General features: G+C 67.4%; 18 protein-coding genes. 7 read left to right on the top strand and 11 right to left on the bottom strand.

The annotated features are described in order from the left end of the window. Positions 1–56 precede the first annotated feature (56 nt). The 5 genes from J4H86_RS23970 to J4H86_RS23950 all read left to right on the top strand — a co-directional run bounded on the left by J4H86_RS23970 (position 57) and on the right by J4H86_RS23950 (position 5,787). Positions 57–1,442: a dicarboxylate/amino acid:cation symporter gene (locus tag J4H86_RS23970; protein WP_236540561.1), complete on the top strand. Its 1,386-nt coding sequence runs from the start codon at positions 57–59 to the stop codon at positions 1,440–1,442. 58 nt (positions 1,443–1,500) lie between these two features. Next, positions 1,501–2,151: a pentapeptide repeat-containing protein gene (locus tag J4H86_RS23965; RefSeq protein WP_236540560.1), complete on the top strand. Its 651-nt coding sequence runs from the start codon at positions 1,501–1,503 to the stop codon at positions 2,149–2,151. A 336-nt stretch (positions 2,152–2,487) separates the two neighbouring features. Continuing rightward, positions 2,488–4,293, top strand: a complete 1,806-nt coding sequence (locus J4H86_RS23960) for an SMP-30/gluconolactonase/LRE family protein (protein WP_236540559.1) — start codon at positions 2,488–2,490, stop codon at positions 4,291–4,293. Positions 4,294–4,411: 118 nt separating this feature from the next. Continuing rightward, on the top strand, positions 4,412–4,804 hold the full coding sequence (locus tag J4H86_RS23955) for a MerR family transcriptional regulator (protein ID WP_236540558.1): 393 nt from the start codon (positions 4,412–4,414) through the stop codon (positions 4,802–4,804). Then, positions 4,801–5,787, top strand: a complete 987-nt coding sequence (locus tag J4H86_RS23950; protein WP_236540557.1) for an aldo/keto reductase — start codon at positions 4,801–4,803, stop codon at positions 5,785–5,787. The genes J4H86_RS23955 and J4H86_RS23950 overlap by 4 nt, the downstream gene beginning before the upstream one ends. 56 nt (positions 5,788–5,843) lie before the next feature. On the opposite strand, the gene J4H86_RS23945 is transcribed toward J4H86_RS23950, so the two are convergent. Continuing rightward, the gene (locus J4H86_RS23945; RefSeq protein WP_236540556.1) at positions 5,844–6,695 is read right to left on the bottom strand and encodes an SAM-dependent methyltransferase; all 852 of its coding nucleotides are present in this window, start codon (positions 6,693–6,695) and stop codon (positions 5,844–5,846) included. A gap of 434 nt (positions 6,696–7,129) precedes the next feature. On the opposite strand from J4H86_RS23945, the gene J4H86_RS23940 reads away from it, so the two are divergent. Then, complete coding sequence (locus J4H86_RS23940; protein ID WP_236540555.1) at positions 7,130–7,732, top strand: hypothetical protein; 603 nt, start codon at positions 7,130–7,132, stop codon at positions 7,730–7,732. Between the two features lie 129 nt (positions 7,733–7,861). Continuing rightward, on the top strand, positions 7,862–8,734 hold the full coding sequence (locus tag J4H86_RS23935; RefSeq protein ID WP_236540554.1) for a hypothetical protein: 873 nt from the start codon (positions 7,862–7,864) through the stop codon (positions 8,732–8,734). Here the strand turns inward: J4H86_RS23935 and J4H86_RS23930 are convergent. The 10 genes from J4H86_RS23930 to J4H86_RS23885 form a co-directional block, all read right to left on the bottom strand. Then, complete coding sequence (locus tag J4H86_RS23930) at positions 8,689–10,374, bottom strand: glycerol-3-phosphate dehydrogenase/oxidase (RefSeq protein ID WP_236540553.1); 1,686 nt, start codon at positions 10,372–10,374, stop codon at positions 8,689–8,691. The two genes, J4H86_RS23935 and J4H86_RS23930, sit on opposite strands and share 46 nt — an antisense overlap. A 29-nt stretch (positions 10,375–10,403) precedes the next feature. Next, positions 10,404–11,891: an FGGY-family carbohydrate kinase gene (locus tag J4H86_RS23925; protein ID WP_236540552.1), complete on the bottom strand. Its 1,488-nt coding sequence runs from the start codon at positions 11,889–11,891 to the stop codon at positions 10,404–10,406. A 1-nt stretch (position 11,892) separates the two neighbouring features. Beyond that, a complete protein-coding gene (locus tag J4H86_RS23920; RefSeq protein ID WP_236540551.1) occupies positions 11,893–12,939 on the bottom strand; it encodes a 2-hydroxyacid dehydrogenase in 1,047 nt (348 codons plus the stop codon). Between the two features lie 195 nt (positions 12,940–13,134). Continuing rightward, on the bottom strand, positions 13,135–14,214 hold the full coding sequence (locus tag J4H86_RS23915; protein ID WP_236540550.1) for an ABC transporter ATP-binding protein: 1,080 nt from the start codon (positions 14,212–14,214) through the stop codon (positions 13,135–13,137). Continuing rightward, entirely contained in the window at positions 14,211–14,957 is a 747-nt protein-coding gene (locus J4H86_RS23910; protein ID WP_236540549.1) for an HAD family hydrolase, read from the bottom strand. Before J4H86_RS23910 ends, J4H86_RS23915 begins: the two co-directional genes overlap by 4 nt. Beyond that, positions 14,954–15,733: a DeoR/GlpR family DNA-binding transcription regulator gene (locus J4H86_RS23905; RefSeq protein WP_236540548.1), complete on the bottom strand. Its 780-nt coding sequence runs from the start codon at positions 15,731–15,733 to the stop codon at positions 14,954–14,956. The genes J4H86_RS23910 and J4H86_RS23905 overlap by 4 nt, the downstream gene beginning before the upstream one ends. Then, a complete protein-coding gene (locus J4H86_RS23900) occupies positions 15,730–16,878 on the bottom strand; it encodes an ABC transporter ATP-binding protein (RefSeq protein WP_236540547.1) in 1,149 nt (382 codons plus the stop codon). Before J4H86_RS23900 ends, J4H86_RS23905 begins: the two co-directional genes overlap by 4 nt. Continuing rightward, positions 16,878–17,741 carry a carbohydrate ABC transporter permease gene (locus J4H86_RS23895; protein ID WP_236540545.1) on the bottom strand — a complete coding sequence of 288 codons (864 nt, stop codon included), beginning with the start codon at positions 17,739–17,741 and terminating at the stop codon, positions 16,878–16,880. The genes J4H86_RS23900 and J4H86_RS23895 overlap by 1 nt, the downstream gene beginning before the upstream one ends. Before the next feature lie 5 nt (positions 17,742–17,746). Further along, positions 17,747–18,697: a carbohydrate ABC transporter permease gene (locus tag J4H86_RS23890; RefSeq protein ID WP_236540544.1), complete on the bottom strand. Its 951-nt coding sequence runs from the start codon at positions 18,695–18,697 to the stop codon at positions 17,747–17,749. After that, on the bottom strand, positions 18,697–20,103 hold the full coding sequence (locus tag J4H86_RS23885) for an ABC transporter substrate-binding protein (protein WP_236540542.1): 1,407 nt from the start codon (positions 20,101–20,103) through the stop codon (positions 18,697–18,699). Before J4H86_RS23885 ends, J4H86_RS23890 begins: the two co-directional genes overlap by 1 nt. Positions 20,104–20,353: the final 250 nt, after the last annotated feature.

Genomic DNA, 20,353 nt, shown 5'->3' with positions numbered 1-20,353 from the left:
GTTCGCTCGGTATACCCACGGAAATGTCCGTGCCCCGAGAAACCAAGGACAACACCATGGCCCCAGCGACCCCTCACGCGCCCGGCCTGTGGCGCCGCTACCTGGCTGTCCCCCTCATCTGGAAGCTCACGGTCGGTCTCGTCGGAGGCCTGGTCACCGGACTGGCGATTCGCGCGTTCTCCGGTGGAGCGGGAGCCGACATTCCCGTCCTCGGGATGATCCTGACGTGGATCGGCGCCCACGGAATCACCGTGCTCGACCCCCTCGGCCAGATCTTCCTCAACCTGCTCCAACTCCTTGTCTTCCCCCTCATCCTCACCACTCTGGTCGCGGGAGCCTCCTCGATCACTCCGCAGCGGCTGGGGCGGATCGGCGGCAAGGTGTTCGTGCTGTACCTCTTCACGTCCGCCTTCGCTATCGCGGTGGGGCTGGCGATCGCCCTGGCCGTCTCCCCAGGAACCGGTCTGAGCATGCCGGACGACACCGAGGAGTCGGCGGAGAACGTGGACGTGGCGGACACCCTCCTGGGGATCTTCCCGGCCAATCCGTTCGAAGCGCTGGTCGACGGCAACGTGCTGGGTGTCATGTTCATCGCGCTCGTCTTCGGTGTCTCTCTGGCCTTCATGCTTGGAAGCGACGACGCGCGGATCCGGGGAATGGGGACCTTTCTGCGCACCGGGGTCGACGCCGCCGCTGAGCTGGTGTTCCGTGTCGTGCGTGGCGTGTTGGAGTACGCGCCGATCGGAGTGTTCGCCCTCATCGCGGTGGTGATGGCGGAGACCGGCGTGGCGGTCCTGTTGCCGTTGTTGCGTCTCACCGGGGTCGTGTACGGCGCGATATTCGTCCAGATCCTGGTGTACAGCGTCATCCTGTTGCTGTTCCGGGTCGGGGTGGTTCGCTTCTTCAGCGCGGCGAAGGACCCCATGCTCACCGCGTTCGTGACCCGCTCGTCCAACGGGACGCTGCCCGTGTCGATCCGGGCGGCGAAGCGGATGGGCGTGAACGAGGGCGTGTACGGGTTCAGCCTTCCCTTGGGCGCGACCATCAACATGGACGGGACGGCCATTTACGTCGGTGCCGCCACCGTGTTCATCGCGAACATCGCCGGCGTGACGCTGACCCCGGGCCAACTGGCGACGGTGGTGTTGGTCGGCGTGCTGGCGTCGATCGGAACCGCGGGCGTGCCGGGCGCCGGCGTCATCATGCTGACGATGACCGTCACCACGATGGGACTCCCTCTCGCACCGGTCGCCCTCGTCGCGGGGATCGACGCCGTCCTGGACATGGCGCGGACCATGTGCAACGTCACCGGCGACCTGGTGGTCACCCGCGTGGTGGCCCAGACGGAACGCGACATGCTCGACGAGGAGGGATCCGCGGCGCCCGCTCCGGCCTCACCGGCGGGGCCCAATGTCGCGGTGAGTGACTCTCCCGCCGATTGAGCAGGTCAGTGTCACTGTCGATAGTGTCCCCCCAGCACCATCGACGGAGGGGGACACCATGCACACACCACGCGGTCTTCTGGAGCTGCCCTATGCGGAGTTTCTGGAGCCGTGGTCGGGCCCGCCGGAGCGGGAAGGCGAATACGACGGTGTCCACATGAACGACGTGACGGTGGACGAGGTGACGGCCGACAACGCTCGCTTTGTCGAGTCGGCGCTCTCCGCCGTCACGTTCGCCGGGGGCCGTCTGCGTCACACGCGGTTCAACGACGTGTGGATGCACGCAGTGCGGTGGAGCGGCACGGACATGGTCCGCAGCGTGTGGGTGGACGCCGAGCTGGTGGGCAACGCCCTGTCCGGGGTGGCGCTGTTCGACTCGGAGATGTCGCGGGTCACCTTCTTCAACTGTCGCTTCGACGTCGTGAACCTGCGTGCCACCACACTTCGCGACGTCGTCTTCGTCGACTGCCTGCTCCGAGAGGTCGACCTCGCTGGCGCCAAGTTCACCAGGGTCTCCTTCCCCGGGAGCACTCTGGACAAGGTCCACCTCTCCGGCGCCACCCTCACCGACGTCGACCTCCGTGGTGCGGAGTCCATCACCCTCCTCGACGGCGCCGAATCCCTCCGCGGAGCCGTCATCAGCCCCGCCCAACTCGTCGAGCTCGCCCTACCATTCGCCCACGCCCTCGGCGTGAAAGTCGCCGACTAGGGCCGAATACGGCCACCGTGTTCGCGGTGGTTACAGAGGTCCGCCAACCTGCCGGGCGCACAGAACCCAGACCTCGATCGATCACTCTTTGCCCTTAGGCCATGACTTTGGGCAGGCGGGTTGAGGGCGTACGAGGATGCGGACCGGAGGGCCCATTGGCCAGACTCGACGCCGGCCCCTATTCCCCCGTCCGGAAGGCGACCCGTGCACTTCCCGCGAGCCACCCAACGTTCCCCGTGGATCACCCTCGGTGCCTTCGTAGCGTCGGCGCTGACTCCCGCGCACCCGCCGAGGAGGAGGGCCGCCACGCCGCACCCTCCCTACCTTCGAATCCTCGTGACAGGTGCCTGCTCTCTGCTCACACTGGGGCTCACCGCCACGCCCCCTCTCGCCGATGAGAGCGATGAGGACGACGTGGATGCGCCACAGGAAGAGCCGATTGGGGAGATGGTTCAAGTGGTCAGCCACGATGACCGCCCTGAAGAGGTCCTCGGATACCAGGATCTCATGATCGGTCCGGATGGTGACATCATCGCACTCGCTGAGAGTGCGGTTGTCTCTCATTCTCTGGACGGAGAAGTTGACATCCTCGCCGAGCTCGACCGAGATTCTGACCCGCCAATCAATCCCGACGAAATCGCGGTCACCGATGACGGCACGATCTTCGTCGCCGGCTCCGAAATGGGAGGCGTGCACACTGTCGACGCCGATGGGGAGCTCACCGAGGCATTAACCACCGAAGACGACGACAGCGAACCGCTGATTCGCATCACCGCTCACGGGGACACGGTTTACGCGTACATGGAAGACTCCGGACTCTATCAACTTGAACCCGACACCCAGGAAGAACAAATTGTCACCGCCGAAGACTGGATGAGGCACCAAGAAGACGTTGGGCTAACTACCGATGAGACTGGCACCCTCTACCTCGCGACATTAAATGATGTCTATCAGCTGGAAAACGAAGAACTCTCCGGCCCCATCGAAAGCTTCGATCTGGCCCAGGAAGAAGAATGGACTGAAGAAAAACAGATCCACATCGCGGCAATCAAGGATACACTCTTTGTCGCCTCGACACTAGAACTCGAAGTAATACGAGAGAACGAAAGCCAACGCCTCCCCTTCCCGCCAAGAACTACTTCAATCGCCACCGACAGCGACGAGCACTTGTATTTCATCAGCGCAATGGGTGATATTTGGCGCTCGTCGATCCCCGACAGCGAACTCGTTATACCACAAACACCAAGCACCTCATCGGACACCGAGGCGGGTTCCTCGGTCGATGATGACCGCATCCTAGATATCGCTGAATCTGACCGCCGCGACATTCCTCCAACCAGGGGAAGCAACGTTCCATCCGTGGGGCCACTGCACACCATTTCGTTCGGCCCCGGCCGATCCAGATTCATCTCTGTAGGCCTTTCTGCGTTTCAGGTCTTCCCGGATGAATCGGCCACTCTGCTGACGCATAACGCCAATTCCGCATCGGCCAGCCATGACACCGTGTACGTCTCTCGCCAAAACACGATCTACACGTTGACCGAGTCGAGAGAATTGGAATACTTTGCCCAGTTGGACGATTACCGGACGATCTATGACCTGGCGGCCTATGACGATGGAGTACTCGCCTATGCCGCGCCACCAGGTGGAGACAACGAGCTCGTCCGGGTTGATGACTCCGGACTTGATGCCATCGACCTCTCCGACGGGGACAACAAATTTAAGCCACGTAAGCCCACCACAAGCCCTGACGGCACTGTCTACGTGGCTGGCAACTTTCAGGAGCCTCTAGTTGACGGCGGCTCTTTCCGTAGTTCCGGTGAAGCGATTCTCCGCGTTTCCCCCGAGGACCGGGTGACGCCCATTGCGGCGAGCGCCTCCAGATCCGAGGAATCACCTGAGCCACCCACCACCGCCGATGAAGTATATTTCTACAGCGTGAGAGAACTCGAACTGGATGAATCCGGAGATCTCTATTTCGACAACTGGTCCACCCAGTATGTGCTGTACGACGCCGCCAATGCTCCAGATATCCGGCCATTCTCACGTCGAATCAACACCACCATCGCCGGTACCGTCGTGCTCACCATCGCTGCCGTGGTCGGAGTCGTCATCGTCGTCTACCGCAATCGCGAAGAGTGATCAAACCAGACAGCCCCACGAACACAGCATGACGCCGCCGATCCTGCCGCCTTGCCTCTACCCCTCAGGGGCGGCGTGGTCTTGACCTGGAGTGCGCTCCAGGTGGGAGGCTCGGCGCATGAATCCCTCCAGCTACACCCCTGGCGAGGTGGCGGCCCGGTTTGGGCTCACTCTAGACACGCTGCGGTACTACGAGAAGGAGGGTCTGCTCACCGAGGTGGAGCGGGCGCCTTCCGGGCATCGGCGATACCGGGCGTCGGATGTCGAGCTTCTCGACCTGGTGCGGTGCCTCCGCGACACGGACATGCCGATCGCGCGGTTGCGGACCTTCGCCGAACTGGTGCGCGCCGGCGACCAGACGATCGAGGAACGGGTCCGGCTCCTCGGCGACCACGACGAGCAACTGTCACACCGCATCGACGAGCTGCAGGAACGCCAGGCCGCCATCCGACACAAGATCGACTACTACCGCGAGGTGCTCGCGGCGCGCGGAAGCGAGGTTCCACTGTGAAGTACCAGACCATCGGTGAAGGAGCCGAGGCGCGGCGGGTGAGCGCGATCTGCCTTGGGGCCATGAAGCTCGGCGGTGAGGCCGACGAGGAGACGTCCTTCGCGATCCTGGACCGGTTCGTCGAGCGCGGCGGAACCATGATCGACACCGCGAACAACTACCAGTTCTGGGTCGACGGATACGGTCCGGACGACTCGGAGCGCACGATCGGCCACTGGCTGGCATCCCGGAAACCGGACCGGGAACGGCTCGTCATCGGCACGAAGTTCGGGGCGCGTCCAACGGTTCCCGGCGGCGGCATCGAGAGTTGGGAAGGGAACTCCGCAGCCGCCGTGCGGGCCGCTGTGGCGGGCAGCCGTTCCCGGCTAGGCGTGGAGCGGCTCGACCTGTACTACCCACACGTCGACGACCGACGCGTCCCACAGGAGGAGACCCTGGAAGCACTGGGGGCGGAGGTCGCAGCGGGGACGGTCGGATTGACTGGCGCCAGTAACCACGCCGCGTGGCGCCTGGAACGTGCTCGTGGGCTCAGCGAAGCACGGGGATGGCCGCGCTACCGTGTGCTGCAGCTGCGCTACAGTTACCTGCGTCCCCGGCTGGACGTCCCGCTGCCGGAGGCCTCACACCAGCACGTCACTGAGGAGCATCTCGACTTCGCGCGTTCGGAGAACCTCGCCGGCCGCGACACGACGCTGGTGACCTACACTCCGCTGCTGTTCGGTTCCTACACCCGCCCCGACCGCGAGCTCAGCCCGCCCTATCACCACCCGGGGACGGAGTCCCGCCTGGCCGCACTGGACACCGTCGCCAAGGAGACCGAGGCAACCCGCAACCAGGTCGTCCTCGCCTGGCTCATGTCCCAGGACGTGCCCATCATCCCCCTGGTCGGCGTGACCACGGTGTGGCAGGTCGACGAAGCCCTCGCCGCGACCGAGCTGGACCTCACTCCCGACCAGCGCACCACCCTCGACAACGCTGGCTAGCATCCGCATTGGGCGAACCCTGGTTCACGGCCGTCGGGACACCACCGTCCTGGCGGTCACTCGGGTTTGTAGAGGACCCCGCCATACTCGAAGATCCGCTTCTGGCGTCGCGACGCGCCGAGAAACCGCTGCCCACGTTCGTCGATGTCGGTGATAGGCGGTTGTGTGGGGTCAGGGCGCCAGGCGTCGACGTCGCCCAGGCCCGGCTCGACTGGCACCCACTTTCCCAGGTAGGCGTTGATCTCCTCAGGAAGGCGGGCCCGCCAGCCGATCCGGAACCGCTGACTGACGAACTCGTTGAGCCGGTGGACCTCCGCCTGGGACAGCGCGGCAAGCTGTGACACCGCGAGGTAACTGCCGGGGGCGACCGCGTCCCAGTAGTGCTCCAGCGCTCTGCTCAGGCGGCGGTCCTGCGCCACGAACTGCGGGACGGACAGCAGCAGCATTCCCACAGGCTGGGACAGGTCTATCCGTCCGCTGGAGACGAGATCGTCGAGAAGCACTTCGGGCCGCATGACGTCCCCCTCAACGACGGCCACACGATCGTCCGGCACGAGGAGCGCCCGCCCGTGCGCGAGCACCATCGGATCCCGGTCCACGTAGCTGACCCGGGACACGGGATTGAACTCGTGTGCGACCTCATGCACGTTGGGGGATCCCGGTAGTCCAGATCCCAGGTCGAGGAACTGCGAGATTCCTTGGTCACGGGCGAACAGGCGCACCGCGCGGTAGAGGAACAGACGGTTCTCTCGCGAAACGTCGATCACTTCGGGGTACTGACTCGCGGCCGACAGTGCGGCCTCTCGGTCAGCGGAGAAATGGTCCTTTCCTCCGATGGAGTAGTTGTACACCCGCGCGGGGGTGGGGACATCCACAGACAGTTCCCACAGGAACGAATCATCAGCCATGAAGTGATCCAATTGTGAGCCGGCGCCGAATCCGGCGGATAGGACAACGCGGCGCGACCATACTAGCGGTCTGGGACCTACTCATCCTGGAACTTCGCCCGCGCTGATCACGTCGTGTACTGCCAGTCCACCGAAACCTGCAGGCCACCAAGCCCGCAACATTCGACCACGCACGCGCAGTGTGACAAGACACGCCGCTGCGGACCGGTCAGGATTTCAGCGTCTCAACGGTGAAGTTGGGTGGCTCCGCGAGTCGACTCCGTTGTGGGCCGGCCCAGTCGTGGCCGGGCGCGTGCCCCTGTGGGGCAGCCGACGACGAAGGGACTCCGGACCACCGTTCAAGTGACGGGGCAGTGACGCCGGGCATCCCCAGGGTGCGGTAGAACAGAGATCATTAAGCCCCCCTTTCCGTGAAATCTGAGGAGATTACCCCCTTGACCAGCATTAAGCTTCCTGTCCGCCTCGCGGCCGGGAGCCTCGTCACTATGTTCGCTCTGACCGCGTGCTCGTCCGGCGAGGCGTTCGATTTCACGGAGGCGCCGACCGAGTCAGCCGAGAGCTGGCAGTTCCGTGTTCCCGACGAGCTCGTCGAGCTGGACGAAGAGTACGCGGAGACCCGTATTCTCGACGCCGTCGCCATCACCGCGGCCGAGCCCGACGAGCCGACACGGTGCGCCGTGGAGTTCCAGTTCGACTTCGCCGACGGTGGGCACGAACGTCTCGTTGAGCGCGTCAACGGTCTGGACTACGACTCCGGCCCCGACGCGGCCGCCTTCGACACCCTGACGAGGACTTCCTGGACCGAGTTCGAGGTCGAGGAGGACTATTCCGGCGCGGTGGTGTCATTGCCGTGCTCGTCCGGGCCGGACGACGACGCCCACGACGTCAGAGTGGTCTTCCCGTACATCGACGACGATGGCACCGCACCGTGGCTGGCCGAGGCCAGGGTCACCGTCATGCAGAGCGGCGAACTGCACGTTCAGGAGACCGACGTGTCCGGCTGGGAACTGGACAGCAACGGTACCTGGATCCCCTAGCGAAGCGTCGTCGCCACTCCACCGAGGGGGTGTGATCCTCCGATCTGGACTCACCCCGCTCCCCCGCCCTTGCCCCACCGGTCGCCACCGGGAGACAGTGACCGGTGGGCTGTCGGTCGAGGGAGGGCTATGGCGACCACCACGGATCGGACCGTTGACTTGGCGACCCAGCGCTGGGTTCGAGTGACTGGACGGCGGTTGGACCTACGTGAGCACTCGTGGTTGGACGGGCCGGTCGGGGCTCCGGACGTGGTGGGGGACCGGTGGGTGCGAGCGGAGGCACGGCGCGTCGGCGGTCGGGTGACGGAGGGGGACTCGGGTGGGTTGTTGTGCTCGATGGGGGACCTCGCGGGTGCGGGGTTCGACCCTGAGGCGCTACGGCCTGAGGTCCGGAACTTCTACGAGGCGACGGCGCGGTGGCGGATGCGGGCGTGGGCGACTTGGTGGCCACCGGCCTATCCGTTCGGATGGATGCTCAGTCGCGTCTTCAGCCAGCGGTTGCAGCAGTTGGCGTTGCCGCTTCGGCGGTCGGACACGGCGCAGGGGATGGACAGCGCCGTGGTTCCCGTCCGGGTGGGCGAGTCCCTGGCGGGCACCGCGTGGGTGCGTCGGCTGCGGGCGACGGGGCAGATGGTCTACAGCGGTTGGTATGGCATCGCGACACGACCCGGTGCCCAGCGGCCCAGCGTCCGCGTGGTGTTCCCCCTGCCCAACGGAAACGTGACGGTGTTCCTTCGCCCGGAGAACGCCAGCGGCGGGGCACTGCGGCTGGTCTCCCCTCGAGGGCGGTTCGGCGACGATGGCGCCTACCTCCTGGTCCGCGCTGCGGACCAGGTCGGTGCGTGGGTGCGGCGGGTTCCGATCGTCGAGACCTTCGATGTCTACGTCGATCCGCACGGTACGCTGCGTACCGATCACGACCTCCGGCTGTGGAGCCTCCCCGCACTGCGGCTGCACTACCGTATGGACCGCGTCCAGTCGACGGCGGACGACGCGATGTAGGTGCGTACCTCCTCGGCGCACCGCTCCTCGTCCCATCCGAGCTCCGGCGCCACCAAGCGGACCGCGACGGGTGCGGCGCTCCGTCCCTGGTCCGCTGACTCCATGAACGCCCGGGTGCGGCGGGTGAGCAGGTCGTCGAGGTGAAGCGCGCCCTCGTGGCGGGCCGCGTACACGAACTCGGCTCCCAGGTACGCGATCCCCGGGAGGGGTTCACCCAGCTCTGGCCGGTCGGCGATGAGGTCGAGGAGTTCGGTGGTGTGCCCGCCGTAGCGGCCGAGGAGGTGGCGGAGCCAGCGCGTGGAGAGCCCCGCCTCGGTGGCGAGACTGTCGCGCTGACGCATCAGCGTGTGGAAGCCGTCCGCCCCGGTGAGTGGCTGGCGGTGGGTGATGCTGCCTGGAACAGCGCGCGGCAGCCACCGGGTCGCCGCGTCGACGGCGTCCCGTGCCATCAGCCGGTAGGTGGTGTACTTGCCACCGACCACCGTGACCAGTCCGTCGGGCCCGCCGACCACGGTGTGGTCACGGGAGAGGCCGGCGGTGTCGTGGCTGGCTCCCGAGACCAGCGGCCGCAGTCCGGCATAGACGCCGACCAGGTCGGACCTGGCCAGGGGGCGAGCCAGGAGACGGTTGGCCTGGGTGAGTAGGTAGTCCACGTCCTCGTCGGTGGCGACGGGTTCCGCGCGGTCACCGGTCCAGGGAGTGTCCGTGGTGCCCATCAGCCAGTGGTCGAACCAGCGACGGACGATGAACACGCTGTCGGCGGTCCTGGTGATGAGGCCCGTGTTCGCGTTGATCCTGTCCCGTGGCAGCACAAGGTGGATCCCTTTCGCCGCGGTGATCGAGACGGTCGGGGGTGCGGCGAGTCCCTGTACATCGGCCGCCCACACGCCGGTGGCGTTGACGACGGCGCGGGCGCGTACCGTCGTTTCCGCACCCGTCTCGCCGTCACGGACGCGAACCCCGCGAACACGCCCTCCGTCACGAGGGATCGCGACCGCCGAGACACGGGAGATCACCTCCGCACCGAGCCGCGCCGCGGTGCGGACAACGGTGAGGGTATGGCGGGCGTCGTCGACCCGAACGTCGTAGTACCGCACCCCGCCGGCCACCGCGTCGCTCCGCAGGCCGGGCGCGGCGCGCAGGGTCTGACGCTGGCTGAGGTGCCTGTGGTTGGGGACGCTACGCGGCCCGCCCAGACGCAGCAGGTCGTAGAGCAGCACGCCCGCCCCGAGATAGGGCCGTTCCCAGTGATGGGCCAGCGGGAAGAGGAAGGGCTCCGGCGACACCAGGTGTGGGCAGAGCCGGTCCACCATGAGGTCGCGCTCGGTCAGGGCCTCGCGCACGAGCGAGAAGTTAAGCTGCTCGAGGTACCGCAGCCCGCCGTGGAACACCTTCCCCGACCGCGACGACGTCCCCGAAGCGAAGTCCCCGGCCTCCACCAGCGCGACCGACAGCCCCCGTGTGACGGCGTCCAAGGCCGTCCCGGCCCCGGTGACCCCACCACCCACCACGACCAGGTCGAACTCGTCCCGCGACAACCGTTCCCAGGCGCGCCGCCGCTGCTGCGCACCCAACCGGGCCCGGTCCGTGGCGCTCAACGGGCCACCGCCGCCGACGGGCGACCGTCCGCGAATCGACACACTTCATCCTCCCCTTCGGGATCGACGAGTCATGGCGCCGCGCGGGGCCCGGGAACCTCTTGGGTGGCGGTGAGGGGCTGCCACCGTTCCCGGGCCGACCGCACGCGGTGGAGGTGTTCGGCGTAGCCCTCCTCGTAGTGGGCGGCGCGGGTGGCGTCGGGTGGGACGGTTTCCTCCACGGTGGTCCACTCGGTCGGATCGATGTCGGCCCCGAAGGTCCGCGCGGCGGCGAGGACCGCTCCTCGGGCTCCGGCCTCTCCGGGGCGGGCGAGGTGGATGGGGCGACCGAGCACGTCGGCGAAGACGGCCATCCACCGGCGGCTGGCCATTCCCCCACCGGAGACGACGACGTCGCCGGTCAGGCCGGCGGTGTCGAGGCAGTGGCGGGCGGCGTAGGCGACGGACTCACAGGTGGCGCGCACCAGGTCGGCTCTTGTGGTTTGCAGGGTGAGCTCGTCGAACCCCGCGCGGGCGCGGGGCTCCAGGAAGGGGGCCCGTTCCCCCGAGGGGGAGAAGTAGGGCAGGCAGGTGACTCCCCCGGCACCGATGCGGCTGTCGGAGAGGATGCCGTCCAGGTCGTCGTGCCGCGCGCCAACGATGGACAGGACCCAGTCAATGGCCGCGGTTCCCACCATGGCGGGGAGGGCGCGCAGCCACAGGTCCTGTGTCGTGGGCATGGACAGATGCATGCCGGTGGGTTCCCGGTCGGTGTCCAGAGCGTCGACCAGGACTTGGCAGGCCAGGGTGGTGCCCACGATGACGTGTCCGTCGCCGTGTCGCCGCAGGCCGGAGCCGATCGCACAGGCCGGCAGGTCGAAGGGACCGGACGCCACGGGTGTGCCGGCGGGAAGCCCGAGCAGTTGGGCGCCCTCGGCGGTGAGCTCCCCCGCGGGGACCGGGCGCGCGACGGGTGCGAGTAATCCGGCGCGGTGTTCCAGACCGCATGAACGAAGGGCGGTGATGTCGTAGTCGAGGCTGCGCGGGTCGAGGAAGGGCAGGCTCGCCTCGGAGGGGTCGGTCGCGCGGACGCCGGTCAACCGTTGCATGACCAGGTCCTTGCAGTACCCGGCGGTCGTGGCGGAGTCGAGCGATTCGGGCTCGTGCTCCTCCATCCAGGCGAGAATGGCCGCGGCCGCGCCAGGGAAGAGGGTGCCGCCGGTGCGGGCGTAGACGTCCTGGACGACGCCGTCGCGTACCCAACGGTCCACGACGGGGGTGGCGCGGGCGTCCATCCAGGAGATCGCCGGGCGCACGGGACGACCGTCGGCGTCGGCGAGCCACACCCCGTCGCCCTGCCCCGTGATCCCGACGAGTCGCGGAGGCTCCCCCGCCTCGGCGACGGCGGCCCGTACCACCTCCGCCAAGCCCGTGAGGACCTCCTCGGGATCCTGTTCGAACCAGCCGTCCTGAGGGGAGATCAGGTGGGCGGGACGGGAACGGACCGCGGCCGCGGTTCCGTCGGGGTGGAACATCGCCGCCTTGATGATGGAGGTGCCGAGATCGACGCCGAGGAACATGTCACGCCTCCCCCGGCACCGTCGGATTCGCGCGGTTCGCCAGGGGTTCACCGCGGAGGAACCGCCCGACCTCGGCGGCGGTGATCTGGGCCGCGCGCTCGGCGACCTGGCGACTGCACCCCGCGATGTGCGGGGCGAGCACGACGTTGGACAGGGACCGCAGTCGTGCCTCGTTCGGAAGCGGCTCGGTGTCGAACACGTCGAGTCCGGCTCCGCCGAGGTGCCCGGACTCCAGCGCCGCGGTGAGGGCGGCGTAGTCCAGGACGCTGCCACGCCCGGTGTTGACGAGGACCGATCCCGTGGGCATCCGCCCGAGCTGCGCGGCGCCGATCATGCCGCGTGTCTCGGGTGTGGCGCGCTGGTGCAGACTGACGACCTGCGACTGGGACAGGAGTTCGTCGAGGTCGGTCAGCAACGTGGCGGTGGGCTCGACGTCCTCCTTCCGCAGGTGCGGGTCGTAGACGACGACGCGCGCGCCGAAGGCGTCGAGGAGCCGGGCGACCCGCATCCCCACGGCGCCGTATCCCACGAGGCCGACGGTGGCGGCGCTGAGCTCGATCCCCGACTTGGAGTACTCGAAGTAGCCGGTCGGCCATCCGCCCTGGACGATCGAGGCGTGGGCGGCCCCGATGTTGCGGCAGGCGGCGATCATCAGTCCGATGGTGAACTCGGCGACCGCGGTCGCGTTGCGTCCGGGAGCGTAGGTGACGGCGACCCCGTGCCGGGTGGCCGCTTCCAGGTTGACGTTGACGGGTCCACCTCGGGACACCGCGACCATGCGCAGCCCGGGCGCCGCTGCGAAGATCCGTTCGGTGAAGGGGGCGAGGTGCGTGACGGCGATCTCGGCGTCGCCAAGCGCCTCGATCACGACATCCTCGTCACCGGAGGCCTCCCCCACCTCAGCCACCGGCCCGAACGGCACCAGTGGCCAGGGCAGTGTCAACTCCCGAATCGCCCGCCCATCTCCCACCTGCTCGGATAGCGCCGCTGCGAACAGTTCCGGTGCGACGAAACCGTCACCGGCGGCGAGGATCGATCCATCACTCACAGCACAACTCCCTGGATGGCCGGGCAACATGAACACGGACGAGCTGCGACTCCCGCGCTCCACCGGAACGCGTGGCGTCACCTACCGAACGACAGGACGGCACCGCCTCCTGGGCGGCTACCGTCCCCGTTCGGACGTGTGAGGTGTCCCCGCCGCCGTACCTGGTCTCCCCACACCGCGCCGTCGCTCGAGGGGTCACCGGACTCGGGTCCCCGTCTCGGTGGCGAAGACGAAGGTGCGGTCTCGGTGCAGGCTGAGGGGAACTTCGGTGTTGGGGGGTATGGGGGCGCCGGGGTCGGTTTCGGCCACCAGTTGGCCGGACTCTCCGGGAAGTTGGACGGTGACGAGGCCGTACTCCTGGAGGTCCTCGTGGACGACGACGCGGCCGGTGAGGTCGGCGGTCGCGCGGTCGGTGACGCGGACGTCCTCAGGACGGACGCCCACCACGACCCGCTCAGGAATCGGATCGCCGCACGTGACCGGGATCGTGACGGCATCGCCGAGGCGAATGGTCCGCCGGTCGGAGGTGGCGCGGCCCGGGAGCAGGTTCATGGGGGGTTCGCCAACGAAGCCGGCGACGAAGAGGTCGTGGGGGTCGTCGTAGATCTCGTCGGGGGTCCCGACCTGTTGGGCGGCGCCTTCGTTCATCACCACCACCCGGTCGGCGAGGCTCAGGGCCTCTTCCTGGTCGTGCGTGACGAGAATGGTGGTGTAGCCGAGTTCCTGCTGGAGGTGCCGGAGTTCCCGCCGGGTGGCGTCGCGTTGGGCGGCGTCCAGGTGGGAGAGCGGCTCGTCGAGAAGGAGTACGTCGGGGTGGCGGGCGATGGCCCGCGCCAGGGCGACGCGCTGCTTCTGGCCCGACGACAGGGCGGCCGGGCGCAGGTGCAGGATGTCGGTGAGCCCGATCCTGGACGCCACGTCGACGACCCGTTCCTCGCGTTGGGCGGCTCGGCGGGCACGCAGCCCGAAGGCGATGTTCTCCTCCACCGTGAGCGGCGGGTACAGGGCGTAGTTCTCGAACGCGACCCCGATGTTGCGCCGCTGCGGCGGGAGTCCCGCGACAGACGTGCCGCCGATCCGGATGTCGCCGCCGGTCACGTGCTCCAGGCCGGCGACCATGCGCAGGGTGGTCGACTTCCCGCAGCCAGACGGCCCCAGCAGGGCCACGAGCTCGCCACTGCCCACCTCGAGCTCGAAGCCGCTGACGGCCTCCACCGGCGGCCGGCCGCGGGTCTGGTAGATCTTGGTGAGGTCGATCAGCTGCAGGCTACTCACGGCTGAGCCCCGTTTCTGGCGGCGGGTTCACCCCGCGGCGGCGCGGATCGAGTGTGGTCACTGTCGCACCCCCGAACGTGCGCCAGTGCGTGGGCCAGCGCGTCGCGGTGGTCGGCGGCGATGTGGTCGGCGAGGCGCAGGGCGTCCGGCCCCGGGGGGTAGTCGGGGTTGGGGATGGCGACCACCCACAGCCCGGCGGCGTGCGCGGCGCGGATGCCGTTGCCGGAGTCCTCCATCGCCAGCCCCTCCTGGGCGGGGATGCCGATGGCGTGGCTGGCGGCGAGGTAGACGTCCGGCTGGGGCTTGCCGCGCTCCACTTCCTCGCTGGAGACCGTCGCGGTGAAGTGGTCATGTAGGGCGTGGGTGTGCAGCACGGCGTCGATGACGGGGCGGGCCGCGGAGGAGGCGAGTCCGACCGGGACGCGTGCGCTGAGTTCGGCGACGAGTGTGTCGGCGCCGGGCAGCAGTGGTGCCTCCCCCTCCTCCACCGCCCGGACGACGTCGGCGACACACTCGGCGCGCACTTTCTCGGCGTCGTCCGGCGCGCCCACGCGTTCGGCGAGGTAGCGGGCCCACTCGGGCGCGCTCATGCCCTGCACGGTAGTGGTGTCCTCCGGGCCCCATCGGGTGCCACGGCGAGCGGAGCAGGTCTGCCACCCCCGCTCCCAGAGGTGTTCGCTGTGCACGATGACGCCGTCGAGGTCAAGAACCACGCCACGGACCGGGGTCGGCGCGGCCCTCACGTCGCGACCTCGAACCGGACGTCGTTGCGGGCCATGTCGTTGATGACCTCCGACGGGGTGCCGGCGTCCACGATCACCAGGTCGAACTCCGCGAGCGGGACCAGGCGGTGGAGGGCGACCTTGCCCAGCTTGGTGTGGTCCATCAGCAGGTAGCGTTTCGCGGCGACGTCCAGCATGGTGCGTTTGACGGTGACGATGCGGTCCTCCTGGTGGTACGCGAAGCTGCCCGACAGGGCCGAGGTGGAGACGAACACCGCGTCGACCCGGATGGACTCGATGCACTCGACGCAGGAGACACCGAGGAAGGAATCGTGCAGAGGGTCGTAGTCACCGCCGAGGGCCATTAGGGAGATACTCGGCATCGCGCTGAGGCGACGCATCCCGTCGAGGTAGTTGGTGGCGACCCGCAACGGCGTGATGCCGGCGAGGTGCGGGATCATCGCGCTGGTCGTGGTGGCGTCGTCCAGCATGATGGACATGCCGGGCTCCACGTGGCTGGCCGCGCGCTTGGCGATGGCGTCCTTCTCCCCCTGCATGGCCTTGCGCCGGTAGGCCACGTTGGACTCGAAGACTCCCGACGGCAGGGCGGTGACCCCGCCGCGGAACTTGCGGACGACTCCACGGCGGGCTAGTTCGTCCAGGTCACGGTGGATGGTCATGACGCTGACTCCGAACGTCTCCGACAGTTCCTGCGCCGAGATACTCCCGCGCTCCAGCACGACGTCGGTGATCTGTCGCTGTCGGTCCTCGGGTGTGCGGGCCTTTTCCCCCGTCAATGTGTGATCCTCTTTCCTTCGTCTCCCGGGAGGAACACGTGCGCGGACCTGGGGTCCAGGGACAGTGACACTTGATCGTTGATGCCCAGGGCGGCGACCTCGGCGCGTTGTGCCACGACCGAGAGCAGCACCCCGCCAACGCGCACGGTGACCTCCGTCTGTCTCCCGAGATGCTCGAGCACATAGACGGTTCCGTCCAACCGGACCTGGTCGTCGGGGATGTGATCCTCGTCCGTGCGCAGGGTCAGGTCCCGGGGACGGATCCCGACCTGGAGCTCGTCACCGGTGGTGACGCGTCCCGTCGTGGCGGCGGTACCGGCGGAGGTGTCGAGGTGCGGCAGGGGAAGTCGGATCCCCCCGTCCCCGCCTTCGAACACCATTCCCCGGGCACCGGTGTTCAGGTGTCCGGGCACGAGGGTGATACGTGGCTTGCCGAAGGTCTGGGCGACGAAGGCGTTGTCGGGCGCGCGCCACACCTCCTCGGGTGTGCCCACCTGTTGGATCCGCCCCTGGTGGATGACGGCGATCCGGTCGGCGAGGGACAACGCCTCGACGTAGTCGTGGGTGACGTAGATGGTGGTCGTGTTGAGGCCGCTGTGCGCGATGGACTTCAGCTCCGCGCGCATCTCGGTGCGGAGCTTGGCGTCGAGGTGAGCCAGGGGTTCGTCGAGGAGGTAGGCGCTGGCGGGGCGTACCAGCACCCGGCCGAGCGCGACGCGCTGGCGCTGTCCGTTGGAGAGTTGGCCGACGCCGCGTTCGAGGAGGTGGTCGATGCCCAACATGCCCGCGATCTCCTCCACGCGGGCGCGGACCCGCTCCTCGGGTTGCCTCAGCCGCGGCGACCGTAGGGGTGAGGCCATGTTGGCGAAGACGTTCAGTTGCGGGTAGAGGGCGTAGCTCTCGAAGCACATGGCCAGGCCGCGATGGTTGGGCTCGACATCGGCCACGTCGACACCGTTGAGGTGCACGGTGCCGGTGTTGGGTTCCAACAACCCCGCGATGGTCTTCAACGTGGTGGTCTTTCCCGCACCCGAGGGACCGAGCAGGCAGAAGAACTCGCCGTCACGCACGTCGAAGGTGACGCCCTCGAGTGCGGCGACGCTACCGAACTTCTTGTGCAGGTCAGTGACCTCGACCGTGGCCATCAGCTCTTCACCGCCCCGAACGACAGTCCGCGCACCAGGTAGCGCTGGATGAGCAGTGCGAGGATCAGCGGCGGTAGCGCCGCCATCACCGCGCCGGCGGCCACGAGGTTGAACCGCACCTGGTTGCCTCCGAGGAACGCCAGCGTGCTCACGGTCACGGTCTGGGCGTTGCCCGAGGTGAGCGTGAAGGGAAAGATGAAGTTGTTCCACGCGAAGATGAACGCCAGCAGCGACACAGCGGCGATTCCCGGCGAGACCAGCGGCAACGCGACCCGGAAGAAGGCCTGGCGGCGTGTGTAGCCGTCCAGGAGCGCCGCCTCCTCCAGTTCCGCCGGCATGTCCTGGAAGAACGACCGCAGGATCCACACCACGAGCGGCATGGTGACGAGCTGCAGCACCCAGATCATGCCCACGTGGGTGTCGTAGAGCCCCATCTGTTGGTACAGCACGGCCAGCGGGATGATCACCGTCAGCTCCGGTGCGAACCTGAAGCTGAGCAGCATGAACATGAGATCCTCGCTGCGGCGGAAACGGTAGCGTGCCGCGGCGTAGGCCATGGGGATGCCGATGGCGAGGGAGACCAGCACCGCCCCCACCGAGGTGATGAGGCTCGACATGAAGAACCTCAGGTAGGAGGACCCGGTGTCGTCGAGCCCCAGCACCGATCGGTAGTTGTCGAAGGTCGGCGCGAAGGAGAGGTGGGTGGTGGTCTGTTCGGCGTTGGTCTTCAGGCTGAGCAGGACGATGAACAGCACCGGCAGCAGCGCGAACGCGAAGTAGACCAGGAGGGTGGCGTCGGTGAGCCGGTCCAGGACGAACCGTCGCAGTCGCCCGGGCCGTGGGGCCTCGTTCGTGGTGGGCATCGGTGTCACACCCCCGCGGCCCTGGACTGGATCCGGCGCAGGTAGCGCACCAGGATCATGGAGACGACGAACACGACCGCCCACAACAGCAGCATGTAGGTGAGTCCTCGGCTGTAGCGGGCGTAGGTGATGGCCTCCTGGTAGGCCTGGATGGACATGGAGGTGGTGGCACTGCCGGGGCCACCGCTGGTGAGGCTGTAGATGACGTCGAACATCTTCACCGAGTCCATGAGCCGGAAGATGACGGCGACCAGGAGGTAGGGCCACAGCATGGGCAGGGTGAGCCGGCGGAACGTCATCCACCACCCGGCGCCGTCAACGGCGGCGGCCTCGAACGGGGAGCTCGGCAGGGAACTCAGTCCCGCCAACGCGATCACCGTGACGAACGGGGTGAAGATCCAGACGTCGACGACGATCGTCCACACCATCGCCGCCACGGGTGAGTCGGTGCCGGTGTGGGTGAGACCGATCCACCCGGCGATGGGTGCCACCCACCCCACCTCCGGGTTGAGCAGGAGTCGCCACATGATGGCGGCCACCACGGGGGCGACCATCAGCGGGATGATGACCACCCGCTCCAACATCCGGCCCAGGATGGTGGAACGGTTCAGCAGCAGCGCGATACCTACGCCGAGCACCGTCTCCACCACCGTGGCCCCGATGGCGTAGATCGCGGTGACGCGGGCGGAGTTCCAGAACGCCGCACTGGTGAGGATCGTGGTGTAGTTCTCCGCACCCACCATGTCGGGGTCGGGGTTCTGGGCGGAGAAGTCGAACAGGGTGTAGGACGCGCCGAGGAAGAACGGGTAGAGGATGCCCACACACAGCAGCACCGCCGGTACGGCGAGCAGGTAGGGGCGCAGGGCCCGGCGTCGACGGGAGACCCGCGGCGTGTCCGGTCCCGGAGCCGGTGACCCACGCTCGGTCCGCGTCGACGACGGAACGGCAACCGACATCAGTTGACTCTCTCGTCCAGTTCGTCAGCCAATCCGTCCAGCGTCTCCTGCGCGTCGGCGCCGCCGTAGATCTCCTGCAACGCGGCCGCCCAGGAGGTCGTGGCGTCGAAGAACTCGGCCTGCGGCGTGAACTGGATCTGGCTCTCCTCGACCACCGCCTCGAAGGTCTCCAGATACTGCTCGTTCTCGGCAAGGGTGTCGACGTACTCGGGGGACTCGGCCACCGACTGGCGCACGGTGTCGATGTGCTGCTCGTTCTCCGCGGCCCACTGCAGGTGCTCCTTGGAGGTCGCCCACTGGATGAACCACCAGGCGGCCTGCTTGTTCTCCGACGCTGAGTTCATCGCCAGCGACCAGATCCACAGGTTGGTGGCCAGGGACCCGTCGGGGCCGGTGGGTCCGGGGTGCCAGGCGAGTTTGCCCGCGGCCGCGGTGTCCTGGTTCTGGAAGTAGGAGGCGTTGCTGGCGTCGAAGAGCATCGCGGCCCGTCCGTCGCCGAGGTCGCTGGAGGCGTCGTACCAGGTGTAGGAGGTCCACCCGTCGGGCCCGGACTCACGCACCATGTCGGCCCACTTCTCGGTGAACTCCACGGCCTCGGGGGTGTTCATGCGGGGGATCAGAGTCTCCCCGTCGACCTCGAAGTCCTGGAGTCCGAGCCGTGTGTACATGGTCATGAAGCCCGGGTGGATGGTCGCCCACTCCCGGGATCCGCGCACGGCGATGCCGTACATGTCGTCGAAGCCCTCGTCAGGGGCACGCTCGGTGATTGTCTGGGCTAGGTCGATGAGCTCGTCGAAGGTCTCCGCGGGGCTCACCCCCAGGGCGTCGAACACGTCGGTGCGGTAGGCGATGCAGTTGCTCTCGAAGCCCCACGGCAGCATCCACTGCTGGTCGCTGCCGCCCAGCTCCGAGCCGGGAGTGAAGTCCCATTGGCCGGCGGCGAGCAGGTTGGGAAAGAAGTCGTCGGGTTCGAACTCGGCGTGGGTGGCGGAGGAGTTCTGAATCCACGGATTGAGGTCCTCGAGATAACCAGGTGGGCCGTATTGCCACACCATGTAGGCGCCGATCATGAACGCGTCGTAGTTTCCCTGCTGGGACTGCAACTCCAGGGTGACTTTGTCGAAGTAGTTCGACTCCGGGAACTCGTCGATTTCGAGGGTGATCCCGGTGAGATCTTGGAACTCGTCCATGTGGGCGCGCAGGGCGTCGGTGAACGGGTGCCTGTTCATCAACAGACGCACGGTGGTGCCGTCGTGCTTCTTCCAGTCGAAATCCCCGGTGACCTCGTTGGCCTCCGAGTCGCCGTCGGTTTCGCCTCCGCCGAATCCGCAGGCGTTGAGCAGGGGCACTCCGGCACCCAGCGCCACCGCCGAGCCCGCCATGCGGAGCATCGAACGGCGGTTCATGTTAGCGAGGCGCGTGAAATTCCCAGGATGGTTGTTCCTGTTGTTGTTCAACCCGACCTCCATATCCCGGCGCGGACACCTGTCCCACAACGCGGCCGATCAGGGATAATTCGCCGTGGACACGTCCCGAACGACCCAAGTCGCGCCCCGCGCTCTCCGCGTTGAATCCTGAGCGTGCCCCACAATTTCACATGAAGTCAAGAGTTCTTAACACGCACCACGGTGATTTTTTGGCCCCATTTATCGCCAC

Source organism: Spiractinospora alimapuensis (genome assembly GCF_018437505.1).
Classification (GTDB): Bacteria; Actinomycetota; Actinomycetes; order Streptosporangiales; family Streptosporangiaceae; genus Spiractinospora; species Spiractinospora alimapuensis.
Note: the sequence above shows the minus strand (reverse complement) of the source record. Positions and strands in the feature narration are given on the sequence as shown.

Excerpts from the sequence above, each read along its gene's own strand:
- J4H86_RS23970 (WP_236540561.1), top strand. The coding sequence starts at position 57 with ATGGCCCCAGCGACCCCTCACGCGCCCGGCCTGTGGCGCCGCTACCTG.
- J4H86_RS23965 (WP_236540560.1), top strand. The coding sequence starts at position 1,501 with ATGCACACACCACGCGGTCTTCTGGAGCTGCCCTATGCGGAGTTTCTG.
- J4H86_RS23955 (WP_236540558.1), top strand. The coding sequence starts at position 4,412 with ATGAATCCCTCCAGCTACACCCCTGGCGAGGTGGCGGCCCGGTTTGGG.
- J4H86_RS23945 (WP_236540556.1), bottom strand. The coding sequence starts at position 6,695 with ATGGCTGATGATTCGTTCCTGTGGGAACTGTCTGTGGATGTCCCCACC.
- J4H86_RS23935 (WP_236540554.1), top strand. The coding sequence starts at position 7,862 with ATGGCGACCACCACGGATCGGACCGTTGACTTGGCGACCCAGCGCTGG.
- J4H86_RS23925 (WP_236540552.1), bottom strand. The coding sequence starts at position 11,891 with ATGTTCCTCGGCGTCGATCTCGGCACCTCCATCATCAAGGCGGCGATG.
- J4H86_RS23900 (WP_236540547.1), bottom strand. The coding sequence starts at position 16,878 with ATGGCCACGGTCGAGGTCACTGACCTGCACAAGAAGTTCGGTAGCGTC.
- J4H86_RS23895 (WP_236540545.1), bottom strand. The coding sequence starts at position 17,741 with ATGCCCACCACGAACGAGGCCCCACGGCCCGGGCGACTGCGACGGTTC.
- J4H86_RS23890 (WP_236540544.1), bottom strand. The coding sequence starts at position 18,697 with ATGTCGGTTGCCGTTCCGTCGTCGACGCGGACCGAGCGTGGGTCACCG.
- J4H86_RS23885 (WP_236540542.1), bottom strand. The coding sequence starts at position 20,103 with ATGAACCGCCGTTCGATGCTCCGCATGGCGGGCTCGGCGGTGGCGCTG.